This is a genomic window from Reichenbachiella faecimaris (genome assembly GCF_900176375.1).
In the GTDB taxonomy this organism is placed as follows: Bacteria; Bacteroidota; Bacteroidia; order Cytophagales; family Cyclobacteriaceae; genus Reichenbachiella; species Reichenbachiella faecimaris.
Genome location: NZ_FWYF01000003.1, coordinates 728030 through 747749 on the forward strand (window position 1 = coordinate 728030; position 19720 = coordinate 747749).

Genomic DNA, 19720 nt, shown 5'->3' on the forward strand with positions numbered 1-19720 from the left:
AGGATTTTTGAATATGCTTCTTATAATAATCCCAAAAAATAAATTTTTGACACAAAATGAGTAAATTGACCAGAAGAATTAATGTGGTTAATTTCACAATACATTCTGTCGTCTGAAGTGATTGTTTGTTATTGATCTTCAGATAAATTTTGAAGCAAGTTTGAAAGATTGACACTATTACGATGAGAATGCAAAAAACACACCTATGGCTATGGATGTTTATTGTTGCTTTCACTATAGAAGGTTTTGCCCAGCGGGCTGACTTGAATGCCAGTCCGGCAGAAAGAAAAAGAATAGCGGAAGATTACTATCAAAAAGGAAATGTAGCTGGAAGACGTGGACAGTTTCCTTTAGCTGTATTGTATTATGACAGTGCTGTTAGGTTGTTTGGAGGTTCTTCGGAATACTTCTTTGCTCGTGGGCAAGCCAAAGAACTGGCGGATAACAACATAGGTGCATTGACAGATTTCGAAGCCGCACTCCGTGTAAATCCTGAAAACTATACGGCTTTGTTTAAGCGAGCACTTATCTATCACAAACAAAAGAACTACAAGCAGGCGGCTACTGATTTCACTTTTTTGATCAACAATGTGGAGACTTTCGAAACCAAAGCCATTGTGTTCAAAGGAGCTTCTTATGATGAGAAAGGAGAAATGATATTCTCAGGTATAGCGACTTTGGAAGACATGAAAGCAGACGTGTATTTGGCACGAGCGATGACTTATGAGCAAATGGGATTCAATACGCCTACGATACTCGATTTCGACAAGGCCATTGAACTCAATAATCATGAGCCGAATTATTATGTGCAAAGAGGGCTTTTCAAGCTGAGCAAAGAGGATGCAGAGGGTGCAGAAAAGGATTTTAGGAGTGCCTTGGAAATAGATCAATATCATCGCCTGGCTCTTTACAATTTGAGCTTTTTGGTGGATGATAAAGAAAAAGATGAAATCAATAAAATTCTTTATGGCGTAGGTGATTTTGCTATGGCTTTTTCCAGACGAGCCTTTGAAAATTATCAGAAGGGTAAATTTGAGGAGGCTCTTTTGGACTACGATTCTGCTTTGATGATCAAAGGAGACAACGCTAATGATTTGATGAATAGAGGTATGGTCAAAGCCAAGCTTGATAGACATAAGGCGGCTATAAAAGATTTTGAAAACTCAGTGTATACGGACAACACGCTCGTCAGAAACTTCGTGCTCATTGGCAATTCCTATCAAGAGTTAAATAATTACCCTCAAGCCGTGACTTACTACCAGAGATACCTAAGGTCAGAAAAGGGAGATGGCGTGGTCTATTACAATATGGGACTGGCCTATATGAAAGCCCATAAGGATGATGAAGCTTGTGAGTCGCTTCGTACCGCCTATGATCTGGGTGAGGAGCGAGCAGAGCCAGCGTTAGAGCAGGTTTGTTTTAAGTTGGAGTAAGCCCTTTTTTTAAAAGTAACTCAAGTTCAAGAGATAGAATTTCCAAAAGTCTAAAAATTTCTCATGAATTAGGCTGGGGTTGATTATGTTCACTGTCTGAAATAAATTTTGCATATAGTGAATTCCACTACCAGCCATTTCCCCAAACTAATAGTAGCCATTGTTGTGATGAGTACTTCAGGAGTACTCGCACGAGCTATGGATATATCGCCTGAGTTGGCCATTTGGCTGAGAAGTGTAATAGCCGCCATGGCACTTGGGCTGGTACTGAAATTCATGAAATTACCACTCTGGATTAAGGAAGCAAAGGCCCTTACTGTAGTTGTTTTCAGTACGATACTTTTTGGATTGCATTGGGTTAGTTATTTCTACGCTTTGTATTATTCTAGTGTGGCGATTGGAATGTTGTCTCTTTTTACATATCCCGTTTTTACGGCCATTTTGGAGCCTATCATTGTGAAATCCAAACCTAAATTAATTGATATAGCGCTTTCTTTTGTGGCATTTTTTGGTGTGTTTTTCTTAGTCCCTGATTTCGATCTGACCAATGATGTAACGCTTGGGGTGGTCATAGGTGTGTGCTCTGCGCTTACCTACTCTTTGCGCAATATCATGCTCAAACTGCACGTTCAACATCACTCAGGAATCACGTTGATGTTCATGCAGGTGATTGGCCTATCCGTATTGCTTAGTCCTATTTTTTTTTTGGGAGATATGGGGGTGCAATTGGATATGATCGCCATAGATTGGTGGAAGTTACTGACCCTTGGATTATTGACAACTGCGATTGGTCACACATTATTCGTTGTGTCTTTTAAGAATTTCTCAATTACTGTAATTAGCATATTAAGCACCCTCACACCACTCATTGGCATTGGACTAGGCTTTCTGTTTTTGGATGAATTGCCACAGGGCAATGTATGGATTGGTGGGTTTCTAATTTCAGTGGCCGTTTTGGTAGAATCTGTAAAATCGGCAAAAAGACAGGCTTAATTTTCTTTATTCAATCCACGTACTGATACAATATTCACTGATTTGATTGTCTAGATTCGGATTCGAAGAGAGTGTGTGACAATTTTTGTATTACTTCCCAATTATCGTCAGCTTTGTTGGCAGCATTATACTCACATGAGAAAATACTTATTTTCTATACTCTTCTTATTTCAGATTACTAATGGCTTTTGCCAAAATGAAATAGATAGCACCAGGCACATCCTTGAATCGACTTCAAACCCCGAGATGAAGTTGATGGCTAGTAACTATCTGGCTCAATTGTACTGGGGGAAAGACCCAAATCAAACCTTGATGTTTGGAGAAAAGGCTCTAGAAATGGCTCAGAAACAGCAAAATAACGAACAGCTGAGCTATGCCTATCTCAACCTATGTCAGGGCTATCTATACAAGGATGATTATGCAGAAGCTTTGGATTTTGGCCTGAAATGTTTGGAGTTGAGACAACAATCAGACGATTTGCCAGCCTTGGCTTTTATTCTCCGTACCATTGGTTGGCTCTATTATGACATGGAAAATTCTGACCTATCGCTCAAATACCATAAAGAGTCGTTGAAGTTGTACGAACAATTAGAAGAGATCGATCGAATAGGCAATGCACTTAATGGATTAGGGCTGGTCTATATGCAAAAGGAAAACTATCAGACGGCTTTGTCTTATCTAGAACGCGCGTTAGAAATTGAAGAATCATCTAAAAATGACCATAGGGTAAGTGTAGTATTAAGTAACATGGGAGCCTGCTATCAGAAATTGGGTAGCAATCAACAAGCCATAGATTACTTAAGAAGATCCTTAGTGTTGAATCAGAGATTTGATGATATGGATTTATTCTCTGAAAGCCTGAATCGAATGGCGAATGCCTTTCTGGACTTGAAAAATTACGAAGAGGCACAGATTCTACTTGACAGCGCGTCACGAATTATAAATAGTGCAACATTGGCTGATAAAAAGGTACTTATGATGGAGAATTTGCAAGCTCAATCTATTCTATATGCAGCCCAGCAGAATTACAAAAAATCCCTTGATGCCATACAAGAGTATACTGATTTGAGAGAAAGCATTCTATCTGAAGAGAAAAGTTATGCACTTATGGAACTTCGGGTAGGGTATGAAAAACAAAGAAGAGAAGCCGAAATTCAACTGCTTGAGCAAGAAAAACAATTATCCAATATCCGTAGGAATATGCTTATAGGTGGTCTTGTGGGCCTTTTACTAGTAGTATTACTGATAGTGGGCAGGTTGAGGAGTTCATATCGCAAAAACAAGTTGATATTGGAAACCAAGCAAGCATTGACAGATGCTGAATTGGAAAAAAGCAAATTGACTCAAGAGCAGCTAAAAAATGAGCTAGAATTCAAAAACAAAGAACTCACCACATTTGGTATGCACATTGCACAAAAAAACGAACTGTTCAATGAGTTTATTCAGTCCTTGGCACAAATCGAAAAGGCTGACTTTGATAAGTCACATGTAGATGCAGCTGTCAAGTCATTCAAGCATAGATTGGACATCAATCAAGATTTAGAGGAATTTTATACACATACCGAACTCGTACATCAAGATTTTCTCTTTAAGCTCTCGGAGAAATTTCCAGATCTAACAGACCATGACAAAAAGCTGTCTTCTCAAATTAGATTGAATTTGTCCAACAAAGAAATCGCAGCGCTTAATAATGTGTCTCTCAAATCAGTAGAAGTTGGGCGCTCAAGGTTGCGCAAGAAAATGGACATTGACAGCACAGTCAACTTTTCTGAATTCCTTCAGAATATTTAGACAGGAAATGACGACTAGAAGTTAGTTTGTACAATTCACCAAGCGATTATATAATCTCGCGCTGGTTCTAAAGAAGAAATGAATTTCATCTACCTGATACTTTATTAGCTCCAAGACATATTTTATTGGTCGGCAACTCCATTTGTAGGGGCGTATTCCCAACTGTGTAGGGGCTGTGTAGGGGTAATAAATGTCAAATGGACGTTTAATAATCATACTTTTGGTTCATGTTAGTTAAGAATAATGAGGCCGTCGGCTTTCATTTTTAAGTACCCATTTAAAAACATAATTAAAAAAGTATGATGAATTGTTTACAAAAGAATCAAAGGCTACTGATGCTTCTGTTGGGCTTGAGCTTTTTGAGCTTTAGCACGCTTGCGCAGACAGCTAGTGTATCTGGAACAATCACTTCCTCTTCGGATGGACAGGGATTGCCTGGAGTGAATGTGGTAGTAAAAGGTACCACAGAAGGAACCATCACAGATTTAGATGGTGCATATAGAGTAGAAGTGGAATCGGGTGCGATTCTGGTTTTTAGTTCTATTGGATTTGTAACTCAGGAAATACCAGTGGGATCGAGAAGTGCCATTGATGTCTCTTTGGCTGAAGATATTCAGCAATTGGGAGAAGTCGTAGTCATTGGCTATGGTACACAGAAGAAAAGCGATTTGACTGGTGCTATTTCTTCTGTGAAAGGTGATGAAATCCGCAAGTTCAGTTCCAATTCACCAGTGGATGCTTTGCAAGGTCAGATGGCTGGTGTCAATATCATCAAAGGCAGTGGAGGACCTACGGCCAACACGAGAATTACCATACGTGGACTTCGTTCTGTAAATGGTACCAACCCATTAGTGATTGTAGATGGACTTCAAGGTGATATCAATGCAATAAATCCAGATGACATTGCCAGTGTAGAAGTATTGAAAGATGCTGCTGCTGCTTCAATTTATGGTTCTCTTGCTGCCAATGGGGTAATCATAGTGACTACCAAATCTGGAGAGTCTGGTGTGCCTCAGTTGGAATTCAGTTCTTATTTTGGAGTGGACAAGATTCAGAATACTTTGAATTTCGCCAATGCATCTCAATACACGCAGATCGTTCAGGCGGTAGCAGACAATGGAGGGAGATCAGAGCCAGACTTTATCAATCAAGGCTGGGCAGCCAATACCAACTGGATGGACGAAATGTTTAGTGATGCCGCATTTAGCAATTACAACATTACCGTAAAGGGAGGAAGTGAAAAAACCAAATACATGCTATCTGGTAGTTACAACAAGCGAGAAGGAATTTTGCTTGACGAGCAGCGCGACAAAAAGCAGGTGAGAACCAAACTTGGAACCACTGTTGGAAGACTGTCGCTAGATGCCAATATTTTCTATAGCCAAATGGACGATAACTTCTTTACAGGAAATATCAATAACGGCTATGAAATCATGCCAATCGTTCCAGTTTTGGATGCCTCCAAAGCGTATGGATACGGATATATTTCAGACGATGATTATGCGGATCAGCCAGATCATGAAAACCCAATTGGCGAAAATGCTTACAAGGACGCCACGAGAAAAATAAAAAATCTGGTCACTAACTTCAGCGCGACAGTAGACATCATAGACGGATTGAAGGCCACTGGTAGAATTGGTATCGACAATAGAGATACAGACAACTACACCAGGTTTAGACCACATCAAGTGGCAAACAAAAGACAAACAAGATTCCACTATTTGGAAGAAAGTAACAATCATGAACTCAATAGAAATGTCGAAGGATTCATGAACTACGACAAGACCTTTGGGGATCATACTTTTGGTTTGATGGTGGGAGCTTCTCGACAGGATATAGAAGAAGACTGGATGTCTACATCAGTAGAAGGCAAGCAGATTTTGGACGACGGTACGGAAGAACCTATCGGATTCAATGAGGATGATTTCAATACTTTTGATGCTGGAGCTGGAGGTGTGTTTAATGCTTCTGGTTCAGGGTATGAAGTAACCAGAATGTCTCAATATGGCCGAGTGAATTATGCATTTGCCGACAGATATTTCGTACAGGCTTCTGTACGTAGAGATGGTTCTTCACGATTTGGAGCAAGCAACAGATATGGGACTTTCCCATCAGCTGCTATTGGTTGGAAATTGTCTAATGAGTCATTCTTCAACATAGAGACGATTAGTTTTTTGAAATTGAAAGTCAGTTGGGGTAAACTCGGCAGTGAAGCCGCGCTTGGTGCTTATGACTTTGCAGTATTTACTTCTGGCCCATACAGATACCCATTTGGTGTGAGTGAGACGCAAGGTTTTGGCCGAACATTTCGGGCATTTCCTAACCCTTCCTTAAGATGGGAAGCAGCTACTACTATCAACGTGGGCGTAAATTTTGGTTTGTTTGCTGATCGTCTAATTGGTGAATTGAATTACTACAAGAGAAACACAGAGGATATGATTATTCCTCAGGTTTTACCCGCCTCATCAGGTTTCTGGGATCCGTTCGTCAATGCTGGAGATGCAGTCAATAAAGGAATTGAACTGGAATTGACCTACAGAAAAAATACGGGTGATTTCCAATATTCAATTAGTGGTAATATTTCTCACAACTCCAACGAAATCACAAAGGTCGTAAGTGAAGGAGACGAGTATTTTGGTGGCCCCACGACCTTAGATGGGACATCAGCTAACATCAGTAAGCTGGGATACCCAATTGGTGCGTTCTTCGTGTATCAAACAGATGGTATTTTTCAGGATCAAACAGAGGTAGATGCGCATACAGGGACTGATGCCGAAGGAAACACTGTAGTCGTACAGCCAGATGCTGCACCAGGTGACGTTCGATTTACAGACGTAAATGGTGATGGCGTGCTCAACAATGAAGATTTGGTTTATGCGGGTTCTGGTATGCCAAAATTCAATTTTGGATTAAATCTTACGGCCGAGTATAAAGGTTTCGACTTCACGGTCTCTCTTTATGGAGCAAGTGGTCACAAACTATACAATGCCGTCAGACAGAACTATGAAGGTTTTGACAACTACCGAAACCACCTCGCAACAGGGGTGAATGCTTGGACACCAAGTAACACAAACACTGATATACCAAGAGCAGTTTATGGTGATCCAAACCAGAACGCCAGTAGAAACTCCACACGGTTTATCGAAAATGGAAATTACGTACGCGTGAGAAATATCCAATTGGGCTATACCATTCCAAGTTTATTGACTGACAAAATTGGCATATCTAAAGTGAGAGTATATGTGAGTGGTCAGAACTTGTTCACCTTCACGAATTACTCGGGTATTGACCCTGAAATTTCCACTTCTTATTCGAATTATGAGGACTCTGACAATGCAAATGCTGCGCTCAATATAGGTACGGACTATGCGACGTATCCTAATATCAAGACCATGTTGGTTGGACTTCAAGTAAACTTCTAAACAAGACAAATATGAAATTGTATAATAAAAACTGGTACGGGTTACTATTGGCATCATTGGCATTTTTGGCTTTTGGATGTGATGAATCTGACCTTGAAAAAGTGCCATTGGATCAGACCAGCTCTGAGACCTTTTGGGAAAATGAAACAAATGCCAATGACGCATTGACTGCCGCATATCGTCAGTTGAATGCTGGCTATTGGAGCCATACAGAAGTAGTCTATGTGATCGACAACTTCAGATCTGATTTTTGTCAGGCTGGGGCGGATGTAGTCGCCAATTATCCAGATCAGGAAGCTTTCTCTTCTTATCGAGTGACAGATGATAATGGTAGAATGTCTACCTACTGGGGACAGCAATACATAGCCATTTCCACTGCCAATCAGGTGATTCACAACGTGCCTCTGATGACAGACGATCAAGTACCTGCTGCGCGCAGGGCAGAGCTATTGGCGGAAGCCAAGTTCCTGCGTGGACTATTCCACATGAGATTGCTCATGAATTGGGAGGAGATAGTGGTGTTTGATTTTCTGGCGCAGTCAGGAGAGGAATTGTTCAAAGGACTCTCTTCACGAGAAGAGGCCTGGGCTGTGATAGAAACAGACTTGAGAGAGGCTGCAGCAGGTTTGCCAGAAAGCTATGATGACAATAATAAAGGAAGAGCCACACAAGGTGCAGCTCTAGGATTCTTAGGCAAAGCGCAGCTGGAACAGCACAAGTATGACGAAGCAGCTGCCACACTCAAGCAAGTGATGGACTTGAATGTGTACAACTTGGAAGCTGATTATGCATCATTATTCGACGGTTCAAATGAGTTGAATAATGAAACACTCTTCGAGTTGGCCTTTACCAGCAATGAAGTCGGAGGCACGTCAGTAGAGTACGCGGGTATTTACAATGTAGCCGCGGCCGAAATGGGCGGTTGGGAAGCCATGTTGCCTACTCAAGCATTGTTGGATGAGATGCAGGCAGAAGGCAGAACTTCCACGGACGCTGGAAAGTATGATGCCAGGTTGTATGGTTCTATTTTCTTTGATGACCCAGATGTAGATATCTATGGTTATACCTACGCTGAAGTATTTGGAGCAGGTGCCACTAAATTGGGATGGAAAAAATTCCTATTTAGAGATGTAGCGCCTTGGGATGCGACAAGATTCGAGGCTTCAGATATCAATACACCCTTGTTACGTTATGCAGATGTGCTTTTGATGAGAGCTGAAGCTTTAAACGAATCGGGAAGTACATCAGCTGCTATTCCACTGATCAATCAGGTCAGAGCAAGAGCCTTGATGCCGAATACGGGTGCGAGTTCACAAACAGAGGTACGCGATGCGATCCGACATGAACGTGCTGTAGAATTTGCCTTGGAAGGCAGCAGGTTCTACGACCTCCGACGATGGGGCAACGACGTGCTCGAAGATGCCATCACCAATAGCGGAAAAGATGGAGTGGGCAATTTTAATGTTGAAAGCGACAGCTACCTCCCAGTTCCGGCTGGAGAAAAGCTAAGTAACCCACTGATTGATTAAATCATTAGTTGAATAAGCTATTCCCCTCCCAAGGGAGGGGTTAGGGGTGGGTATTCCCACCCCACCCTTTAAACCCCCAAAAACAATGATTCCGATACATACCCCATATCAGAAAGTCATACGTTTCAGTCATTCACTTTTGTTGGTTTGTCTGGTATTTGGCTTGAGCCAATGCCAAACCAAAGATGCAACTACCAAAAGTCTCTTTCGAGAAATAACATCCCAACAATCTGGTGTTGATTTTACCAATCAATTGCCATCCAACCATATCATGAACAATATGGTGTATGACTATTATTACAATGGTGGTGGTGTAGCCATTGGAGATATCAACAATGACGGCCTGCCTGACCTTTTCTTTACTGCCAATCTTTTGCCTGATCGACTCTATCTCAATAAAGGAGGTCTACAATTTGAAGATATAACTGAACAGGCAGGGATCGTTCATACCAAATCCTGGAGCACAGGTGTCACCATGATTGATATCAATGCGGATGGCTGGCTCGACATCTATGTGTGTAAATCGGGTCGCCTGTCAGAAGACAAAAGAGCCAACCAATTATTTGTCAATCAGCAAGACGGGACATTCAAAGAACTGGCCGCATCTTATGGTCTCAATTCATCCAGTTACTCCACACAAATGGCCTTCCTGGATTTTGATTTGGATGGAGATCTGGATGCCTATTTACTCAATCATCCCATTGAAAAAACTGTCGTTCAGGACTTTGCTCAAATCAGACAAACACCTCATGCACTAGGAGGTGATCAGTTTTTTGAAAATCGCGAAGGAAAATATGTGGATATCAGTCAAAAGGCAGGAATTATAGGAAACCCACTTTCTTTTGGCCTGGGTGTAGCCATAGGTGACCTCAATGCTGATGGCTGGCCTGATATCTTTGTGACCAATGATTACTCCGAGCCAGATTATCTGTATTACAACCAGCTGGATGGAACTTTCAAGGAGGAGATAAAGAAAAAAATCAACCAAATCTCTAACTTCTCCATGGGCAACGACATCGCCGATTTCAACAATGACGGTTATTTGGACATGGTCACTGCTGAGATGTCTCCTGAAGATAATTACAGTATCAAAACCAGCATGAGCGGGATGAATCCTGAGCAGTTTTACAGACTCGTCAGCAATGGCATGCATCACCAATACATGTACAATACACTTCAGGTGAATGCTGGTAATGGCCACTTCAGTGAAATTGGGCAACTGGCACAGATAGCCAATACGGGCTGGAGCTGGGCCACATTGTTTGCAGACTTCGATTTGGATGGATACAAAGACCTCTTTATCAGCAATGGTTATAGAGCGGATAATTCAAATAATGATTTTAAAATCTGGTACAAAAAGGCCTTAAAGGAGTTTGAAGCAAGAGTTACTGGAGATACAGTTGCATTTATGACTGAGGTGGTCAAAAGAATTCCTGCTGTACACATTCCTAATTATGGATTCCAGAATACTCAAAACCATCAATTTGAAAATAGTACAGAAAAATGGGGACTGGCCAAAGCGTCTTACTCCACTGGCGCGGCTTACGCAGACTTGGATAATGATGGCGATTTGGATTTGGTGATCAACAATGTGGATGAACCGTCGCAGATTTATGAAAATCAGTCTGAGCAAAACAACTATCTAAAAATCAGACTAGAAGGAAGTAAAAGCAATCCTTTGGGTATTGGCACAAAGGTAGAGGTGACCGCAGGTGATTTATTACAATATCAAGAGCAATACCTGACACGTGGCTATCAATCGTCTGTGTCTCAAGAATTGGTATTTGGATTGAGCAATATGGGTCGGGTAGATCAAATTAGAGTCATTTGGTCGGACGGTAAAACCAGCCAGATGGAAAATGTAAAGGCCAATCAAACCCTAATTATCAATTACACTGAAGCCTATGATGAAAATTTGGTCACCTTGGCTTCCAACAAGACTTCCCGTCCAAAATCTTTGAAGTTCAAAGACATCACTGCACAATCCAAAATCGTCCATCTTCATGCTGAAAACTCCTATGACGATTTTGAAAAGGAAAGCTTGCTTCCTCATAGAATGAGCCAGTTTGGTCCAGCTTTAGCCACTGGAGATATCAATGGGGACGGCAGGGAAGACTTTTATGTAGGAGGCGCAAAGGGTTTTGAAGGGAGTGTATACGCGCAACAATCAGATGGGACTTTCGAAAAGCAGCACTCACCATTCTGGAAGGATGAAAAAGACTATGAAGACCTGGATGCCTCATTTTTTGATGTAGATGGCGATCAGGATTTAGATCTTTATGTGGTGAGTGGAGGCAGTGAGTTTGCAGCAGGTTCGCCATGGCTGCAAGACAGATTGTATATCAATGATGGAAAAGGAAACTTCTCAAAATCAAGTGCACTTCCTGAAAATTTTATTTCTGGCAGCAAAGTCCGACCTTTTGATTTTGATAAAGATGGTGACTTGGATTTGTTTGTTGGAGGCCGTCTGGTTCCTGGCCAATACCCTTTACCAACAAAGAGTATGCTACTCCAAAATGAGGAGGGCAAATTCACAGACATTACGGCAAGTGCTTGCCCACAGCTTTTAGAAATCGGAATGGTAACTGATGCCATTTGGACAGATTTTAATGGTGACAACAAACCAGATTTAGTTATTGTTGGCGAATGGATGGCACCCAGATTTTTTGCTGGAGAAAATGGGCAATGGGTTGAAATTGAAAACTCAGGACTTCAGGATCAAGTGGGTTGGTGGTTTAGTATTGAGCAGGCAGATTTCGACCAGGACGGAGACATGGATTACGTGGTCGGCAACTTGGGCCTCAATTACAAATACAAAGCCTCAGATGAGGCACCATTTAGTGTGTACACCAAGGACTTCGACGAAAGCGGGAACCTCGACATCGTTTTGGGTTATTACAATAATGGGGAAGAATTCCCGCTTCGTGGAAGACAATGCTCTTCCAACCAAATGCCCTTTATAAAAAAGAAATTTCCGACCTATCACGATTTTGGATCGGCTACGATAGATGAGGTCTATGGAAGCGAATCTCTGGAAGGGGCTACCCGTTATTCAGCTACAAATTTTGCCAGTTCTTATATAGAAAACTTAGGTAATGGCCAGTTTGTCATAAATGTATTGCCCATAGAAGCACAATTCTCTTCAGTCAATGATTTTGTTATTCAAGACTTCAATGAAGATGGACATTTGGATGTGGTGTTAGTAGGAAACCTTTATCAGTCTGAGGTAGAAACACCTCGCAATGATGCCAGCTATGGGTTACTGCTTTTGGGTATTGGGAACGGCAATTTCAAAGCATCTCCATTCAGCGAAAGCGGGCTATTCATAAAAGGTGACACGAAAACCATTGAGGCAGTACAAATCGGCCATAGTGAAGCTTTTTTGATTGGAAAAAACCAAGACTTCCTTCAGCTGATTCAATGGTGAAATGGCATTGGACATATCGAACTTTGATTGTCTTGGGCATAATGGCATGCACTAAAGAGCAGCCGAGCAGTTTTTTGTTTACAATCTTGTCAGCCGAAAAGACAAGGGTTGACTTCATAAACAAAATTCCTGAAGGGCCAGACATGAATAGTCACGTATACGAGTATTTCTATAATGGTGGGGGTGTAGCTGTGGGCGACATCAATAACGATGGACTTACTGATTTATATTTCACCTCCAATATTTATGAGAATAAGCTGTACTTAAACAAAGGTGATTTGGAGTTCGACGATATTACGACTCGAGCAGGAGTGGCAGGTACGAAAGGCTGGACCACAGGCACTTGCATGGTCGATGTCAATGCTGATGGCTGGCTGGATATTTACGTTTGTAGGTCTGGCCGATTTGGTACTGAGAAGAGGCAAAACCTGTTATACATCAACAATAGAGATCAGACTTTTTCCGAGCAGGCTGCATATTATGGTTTGAATCATGCTGGGTATAGTACGCAGGCTTCTTTCTTCGATTTTGATTTAGATGGCGATCTGGATATGTACTTGCTCAATCACAACATAGATAAGTCCAAGCTCAACCATATCGAGCTGGCCAGACGAATACCTAATGAGTTTGCAGGTGATAAGCTATTCGAAAATATAAACGGTAAATACCAAAATGTTACACAGACTGCAGGTATCATTTCCAATCAGTTTGGGTATGGATTGGGTGTGTCCATTGGGGATTTGAACAATGACGGTTGGCCAGATATCCATGTAGGCAATGACTACATGGAGCACGACTATTTGTATTTGAATAAAGGTGCAAAAAATGGCAAACACAAGGGCTTTGAAGAAGTATCAAAGTCCGCTACAGCTCACACGTCCAACTTCTCTATGGGTACGGATATGGCTGACATTAACAATGACGGACTGCAGGACATGCTGGTGTTGGATATGTCTGCTCAGGACAACTATGCCATTAAAACCAGCATGAGCGGCATGGATCCGGCCAAATTCATTTTCGCAGTGGACCATGGATTTCACTATCAGTATATGTTCAATTCGCTGCAACTCAACCAAGGGATTCAAAATGGAGAACCCTTTTTTAGCGAAATCGCCCAGTTGTCAGGACTGGCTTCTACAGATTGGAGTTGGGCACCACTGCTTGTAGACTTGAATGGAGATGGGTTGAAGGACGTGTTTGTTACCAATGGTCTGAAGCGCGACTTCAGAAACAATGACTACAGGATTTATAAGAAAAAACGAGTAGAAGAAGCACACGCCAAGGGTGAGTCTTACAGAGATTTGATGAATGAACTCATCGCGAAAACCCCCCAGCGTTTGGTGACGAATAAGTTGTATTTGAATCTGGGCAACTTACAGTTTATGGACAGTATGGGCATTGAAAATAGCCAACCCACCTTTTCAAATGGAGCGGCTTATGCCGATCTGGACTTGGATGGAGACATGGACTTGGTACTAAACAATATAGATATGAAAGCGATGATTTTGAGGAATAATTCGGCGACTAGGCCTGGATTTCATTATTTGCAAATCAGACTGAATGGGCCTGAAGGCAATCCATTTGGGATAGGAACTAAAGTAAAGGTAATCACTGCTCATGGGTTCCAATGGCAAGAGCAGTTCCCGACAAGAGGGTATCAGTCATCAGTTGGCTACTTGATGAATTTTGGCTTGGGGTCGGCGACGAAAGCTGACTCGATTGTGGTCTATTGGCCAGGTGGAAAACAAGAGATGAAGACAGGTAGGAAAGCCAATCAGGTAGTTACTTTTGATTACGCGAAAGCCACTTCTAACCGATCAAAAGAAATAAAGAAGGGATAAGTAAATTGAACAAATGAGCATGAAAAATAGAGATACAGTGATGAATAAGTTTTGGATCTTATGGATCATGTTGGGCGTGGTAGCCTGCAAGCCGCAGCCAGATTCTCAAATCGTAAATCTGCAATCCAGATTTCGAAATACGCTGAATTTGACTGGCCAACCCGCTCATCTCAAGGATCGATCAGTATATAGTCTATCGGACTTAGGAGTCTGGCATAGCTATGCGCTAAGCCCAAACCCTTCTGGTGGTTTTGTAGGGCCTTATCTGATGACAGATGACAATGGCGTATGGGCATCAGAGCAGCTAGTGACTCTTCAGCTTTCGCTTGGAGAACGCGATCTTGATTGGACTTTTGCCAAAATGCTAAGCAGTCAATACTTGCCTGGACGATTAGTACAAACCTATGAACTGGAAGGAGTGAAAGTTCAACAGGAACTGATCTTCATATCCAATAGATCGACCTTAATTCAGTACAACATTGAAAGCAACACCAAACAGCCTAAAGTAAGGGCTGGTTTGAAAACCACGACTTGGCTTCCCGGCTGGAATTTCAGTGTTGAAAACAGCCGATTGCTTTTACAGTCTGACAGTAGCCAAACCAAGGTTGTCATCACTTTTGATCAGCCTACTAATGGTACCATAGTTTCCAATTCATTTGAAGGTCAGGCGCAAGAATTTGACCTTAATCCAAGTTTCCCTGTCAAAATCAGTTATGTACAGTCAGCTTATTTCACGGAAGAGGAGAGCGTAGAAGATCAGATAGTGGTAGACAAAGCATTAGCCAATGCCAAATGGGCGTTTGCCAACAATGAAAAAAGATGGAATGGCTATTTGAATAAGGTGTTGGCCAAAACAAATGGCGGAAAGATTGACTCCACATATCAAATCGTAGCTGTCAAGTCGCTCAATACCCTGATCAACAACTGGCGAAGCGCAGCAGGCGAACTCAAACACGATGGTTTGTTTCCATCTTATGCTTACAGCGGATTTCATGGCTTTTGGGCTTGGGATTCTTGGAAGCACGCCGTGGGATTGGCGGATATCGTACCAGAATTAGCCAAAGATCAAATAAGTACCATGTATGACTATCAGGATATTGATGGCATGATTGCCGACTGCATTTTTAGGGATACATTGATCGAAAAGCACAATTGGAGAGATACCAAACCACCATTGTCTGGCTGGGCAATTGCCAAAGTGTTTGAGGCGACTGGAGATACTGCATTTGTAAAATCTCTCTATCCAAAACTTAAAAAATATCATCAATGGTGGTATGACTTCAGGGATCATGACCAAAATGGACTTTGCGAATATGGCTCTACAGATGGTACCAGAGTAGCTGCCGCCTGGGAAAGTGGGATGGACAATGCAGTGAGATTCGATGAAGCCACCATGCGCACCAATGAGAGAGGAGGGTATTCCCTTGATCAGGAATCTGTAGATCTCAATGCTTATTTATATGCTGAGAAATTTTACCTGTCAGAGTTGTCCAGAGTGTTAGGAAAACCATCAGAGACTGAACGGTACCAGCAAGAAGCCAAGCAATTGGCTGATCAGGTCAAAGAAAAATATTTCAATGCGAGTGAAGGGTTTTTCTTTGACGTTAGGCTTGATGGCAAAGAGGTAGCAGTTTATGGTCCAGAAGGATGGATTCCACTTTGGGCGGGAATAGCCACTGAAGATCAAGCAGCAGCAGTATTGACTCATATCATGGACAAATCCAGATTCAACACGAAAGTACCATTCCCGACACTGGATGCCTCACATCCCGAATTCAATCCTAAAAATGGCTACTGGCGGGGCCCTGTGTGGCTGGATCAAGCGTATTTCGCCATTTGCGGTTTGGAAACATACGGCTATCAAACAGAGGCAGATGAACTAAAACATAAATTATTTAACCATGCAGAAGGCCTATTGGCAGATGGGCCTATTCGCGAAAATTATCACCCCATCACTGGCGAAGGACTCAATGCCAAACACTTTAGTTGGTCGGCCGCTCACCTATTGATGTTGATCAGAGAATAATCGAAATGAAGAAAGGAATGAATAAAATAGGATGGTTGGTTTGCGTGCTAGCCTTGGGTTGTACAACACAAAAACCGCATCACGACTGGGAAGATGAATCAGTTACTGAAATAAATAAATTGCCAGCAAGGTCAGATTATTTTCCCTATGAATCTATGGATTTGGCCAGGGCCAAAAACAAGGAAACCTCGGAGCGATACCTGTCACTCGATGGAAAGTGGAAATTCAATTGGGTGCGAAAGCCAGCAGATCGACCAGAAAATTTTTACGAATTGGGTTTTAGTGATAGGGAATGGAATATGATCGACGTGCCAGGTAATTGGGAGCGTCTGGGGTATGGCGTGCCTCATTATCTGGACGTTGATTATCCATTTCCGGCCAATCCGCCCTACATTCCTAATGATTACAATCCAGTGGGTTCTTATCGCAAGACTTTCGATTTGCCACTTTCGTGGAATGGAGACCATGTGATTATCCAATTTGGAGCCGTACGATCTGCTTTTTACTTGTGGATCAATGGTCAGAAGGTAGGTTATAGTCAGGGATCAAAACTCCCAGCAGAATTTGACATCACACCTTTTGTTCAATCAGGCGAGAATTTGGTGGCGATCGAAGTTTATCGCTGGAGTGATGGTAGCTATTTAGAAGATCAGGACATGTGGCGTTTGAGTGGAATAGACAGATCTGTATTCGTCTATGCTCAACCCAAGCTTCATTTGGCTGATCACACCGTCCGGGCGAGTCTGGATGAAAATCACGAAAATGGTCTATTGACCATCACTGTAGAGGTAGTTGGAGACAAAGGGTCTTTGGAGGTGAAGCTGATGGATGGAGAAAATGAAATCTCAAATCTCAAATCCCAAATTCCAAATGCTAGTCGACAAATCTTGAATTTCAAATCTCAAATCTTGAATCCAGCTAAATGGTCTGCAGAATATCCAAACCTGTACACATTGACCCTGGAACTCAAAGACAGTTTAGGAAACACTACAGAAGCGTATGCTCAGAAAATCGGCTTCCGAACAGCCGAAATCAAAGACGGCAACTTCAAAATCAATGGTCAGACCGTCATGATCAAAGGGGTTAATCGTCATGAACATGATCCCGTGACAGGCCATGTGGTAGACGAAGCCAGCATGATCAAAGACATCCAGCTCATGAAGCAATTCAACATCAATGCTGTGCGCGCTAGTCACTATCCCAATGCTACACGCTGGTACGAACTGTGTGATGAGTATGGCTTGTATGTCATAGACGAAGCCAATATTGAATCCCATGGCATGGAAATACAAAACCCTGAAGTGACCCTGGCCAACCAGCCGTCCTGGCAAAAGGCGCACCTGGATAGGGTACAAAGAATGTACGAGCGCGACAAAAATTTCACGAGCATAGTGACCTGGTCTTTAGGCAATGAAGCAGGCTTTGGTGTGAACTTCCAGGCCACTTATGACTGGTTGAAATTGCAGGATAGCAGCAGACCTGTACAATATGAAATGGCCCAAAATACGAATTATTCTGATATACAGGCACCCATGTATCACTCCATTGAAAGAATCGTGGAGTATGCAGAAAGGCATACAGATAAGCCACTGATTTTATGTGAATATGCGCATGCTATGGGTAATAGTGTGGGGAACTTGCAAGACTATTGGGATGCAATTGAAAACTACAAAGAGTTGCAAGGCGGCTTTATATGGGATTGGGTAGATCAGGGATTGTTAGAAACCTCTGATGAGGGAGAGCAGTATTTTGCTTATGGTGGAGACTATCCACATGCTCCAGTCAAGAGTGATTCCAACTTCTGCATCAATGGATTGGTACAAGCCAACCGAGAAATCAACCCGCATATTTGGGAGGTAAAGAAGGTGTACCAAAACATTAAGATCAAAGCTGTCGATTTGAAGAGAGGCGAGTTTTTGGTACAGAATAAATATGATTTCACCAATTTGAGTCAATTCAATTTTGTGTGGCAATTGAAAGATGATGAGAGGTTGATTGCTGAAGGATTATTGCCAGTATTGTCAATTGAGCCACATACAGATCAAGAATTTAAAATCTCAAATCTCAAACCTCTAATTTCTGAGAAAGAACAAATCCTGACTATCTCTGCTAAAACCAAGACAGCCACAGCACTTGTACCAGCAGGCCACGAAGTAGCCTGGGATCAATTCTCAATTGGAAATGTAAAAACGCAACCAGCATTAAATCCAGAAAAACCAAATTCAATTAAATCAGATACGACGGATAGTTTGATGATTGTATCTGGCGATCAATTTGAGATTCAATTTTCGAGAATTACTGGTGACATGCTGAGTTGGACACTTGGAGACAAAGAGCTTTTGATCAATGGATTAGCACCTGATTTTTGGAGAGCACCAGTAGACAATGACTTGGGCAATGGCATGCCAAAAAGAAATGGAATTTGGCATTATGCTGGGCAAAATCGAATTTGGCTAGGCCATCAAATGGAAGAAGAGGGTGGAGTAATCACTTATCAGGTTGACTATAGACTTCCTGATGCCAATAATTCTACGTACAGCACCACGTACACCATTCATGCAGATGGTAGCGTACATGTAGCCAACAAATTCGAGCCAGTAGGCGACCTGCCCAATTTGCCGAAATTTGGCATGTTCATGGTGCTTCAGCCAGAATTTGATCAGGTGGAGTGGTTTGGCAAAGGGCCTCAGGAAACCTATTGGGACAAAAATACAGGCGCGAAAATCGACACGTATAATGGCACGGTTTGGGATCAGTATCATCCTTATGTCCGACCACAGGAGTTTGGAAACAAGACAGAAGTGCGCTGGGCCAGCATAACCAATGAGAACGGCTCAGGACTGAAAGTAATAGGTGATTCCCTGCTCAATATTCGTGTCATGAATTTAGAATTAGAAGACATTGATCATACACCACGTCCTAGCCCAAATAGGCATACCATTGATGTCAAGAAAAAGAAATTGGTGACCTGGAATATCGACCACCTGCAAATGGGAGTAGGCGGCGACACGAGCTGGGGCAGACGAGTGCACAAAGCGTACACCATCCTGGCCAAAAAATACAGTTATGGTTTTACTTTAGTGCCAGTAGGGCTATAAAGTGAATGAAGAAAATGCATTTTTTGGAATTTATAGTTAGGGAATTTTTTTTAGCCTTTTGTCTACTTTTTGGCTCGTGGCGGCGTACCGCTGAAAAAGTAGAAGCCTGTCCGGCTAGAGGACATGAGCTAATATCATGAAATTTTTCATGGTTTGACTT

At 42.1% G+C, this 19720-nt stretch carries 9 protein-coding genes; all 9 read left to right on the forward strand.

Features of this window, described 5'->3' with window-relative positions; all coding sequences use genetic code 11:
- Nucleotides 1-188 precede the first annotated feature (188 nt).
- The 9 genes from B9A58_RS15875 (at nt 189) to B9A58_RS15915 (ending at nt 19560) form a co-directional block, all read left to right on the forward strand.
- On the forward strand, nt 189-1433 hold the full coding sequence (locus B9A58_RS15875) for a tetratricopeptide repeat protein (protein WP_221407869.1): 1245 nt from the start codon (nt 189-191) through the stop codon (nt 1431-1433).
- Nucleotides 1434-1550: 117 nt separating this feature from the next.
- Entirely contained in the window at nt 1551-2426 is an 876-nt protein-coding gene (locus B9A58_RS15880) for a DMT family transporter (protein WP_221407870.1), read from the forward strand.
- 135 nt (nt 2427-2561) lie between these two features.
- The gene (locus tag B9A58_RS15885; RefSeq protein WP_084373853.1) at nt 2562-4217 is read left to right on the forward strand and encodes a tetratricopeptide repeat protein; all 1656 of its coding nucleotides are present in this window, start codon (nt 2562-2564) and stop codon (nt 4215-4217) included.
- A 299-nt stretch (nt 4218-4516) separates the two neighbouring features.
- Nucleotides 4517-7639, forward strand: a complete 3123-nt coding sequence (locus B9A58_RS15890; protein ID WP_084373854.1) for a SusC/RagA family TonB-linked outer membrane protein — start codon at nt 4517-4519, stop codon at nt 7637-7639.
- An 11-nt stretch (nt 7640-7650) separates the two neighbouring features.
- Entirely contained in the window at nt 7651-9168 is a 1518-nt protein-coding gene (locus tag B9A58_RS15895; protein WP_084373855.1) for a RagB/SusD family nutrient uptake outer membrane protein, read from the forward strand.
- 85 nt (nt 9169-9253) lie between these two features.
- Nucleotides 9254-12595, forward strand: coding sequence for a VCBS repeat-containing protein (locus B9A58_RS15900; RefSeq protein ID WP_084373856.1), 3342 nt, complete (start codon nt 9254-9256; stop codon nt 12593-12595).
- A gap of 143 nt (nt 12596-12738) precedes the next feature.
- Nucleotides 12739-14436 (forward strand): CRTAC1 family protein, encoded by a 1698-nt coding sequence (locus B9A58_RS15905; RefSeq protein ID WP_176214811.1) that lies wholly within the window; start codon nt 12739-12741, stop codon nt 14434-14436.
- A gap of 19 nt (nt 14437-14455) precedes the next feature.
- A complete protein-coding gene (locus B9A58_RS15910; RefSeq protein ID WP_176214812.1) occupies nt 14456-16462 on the forward strand; it encodes an MGH1-like glycoside hydrolase domain-containing protein in 2007 nt (668 codons plus the stop codon).
- Between the two features lie 17 nt (nt 16463-16479).
- Nucleotides 16480-19560, forward strand: a complete 3081-nt coding sequence (locus B9A58_RS15915; RefSeq protein WP_176214813.1) for a beta-galactosidase, LacZ type — start codon at nt 16480-16482, stop codon at nt 19558-19560.
- Nucleotides 19561-19720 lie beyond the last annotated feature (160 nt).

Excerpts from the sequence above, each read along its gene's own strand:
- B9A58_RS15875 (WP_221407869.1), top strand. The coding sequence starts at position 189 with ATGCAAAAAACACACCTATGGCTATGGATGTTTATTGTTGCTTTCACT.
- B9A58_RS15910 (WP_176214812.1), top strand. The coding sequence starts at position 14,456 with ATGAAAAATAGAGATACAGTGATGAATAAGTTTTGGATCTTATGGATC.
- B9A58_RS15900 (WP_084373856.1), top strand. The coding sequence starts at position 9,254 with ATGATTCCGATACATACCCCATATCAGAAAGTCATACGTTTCAGTCAT.
- B9A58_RS15915 (WP_176214813.1), top strand. The coding sequence starts at position 16,480 with ATGAATAAAATAGGATGGTTGGTTTGCGTGCTAGCCTTGGGTTGTACA.
- B9A58_RS15885 (WP_084373853.1), top strand. The coding sequence starts at position 2,562 with ATGAGAAAATACTTATTTTCTATACTCTTCTTATTTCAGATTACTAAT.
- B9A58_RS15905 (WP_176214811.1), top strand. The coding sequence starts at position 12,739 with ATGAATAGTCACGTATACGAGTATTTCTATAATGGTGGGGGTGTAGCT.
- B9A58_RS15895 (WP_084373855.1), top strand. The coding sequence starts at position 7,651 with ATGAAATTGTATAATAAAAACTGGTACGGGTTACTATTGGCATCATTG.
- B9A58_RS15890 (WP_084373854.1), top strand. The coding sequence starts at position 4,517 with ATGATGAATTGTTTACAAAAGAATCAAAGGCTACTGATGCTTCTGTTG.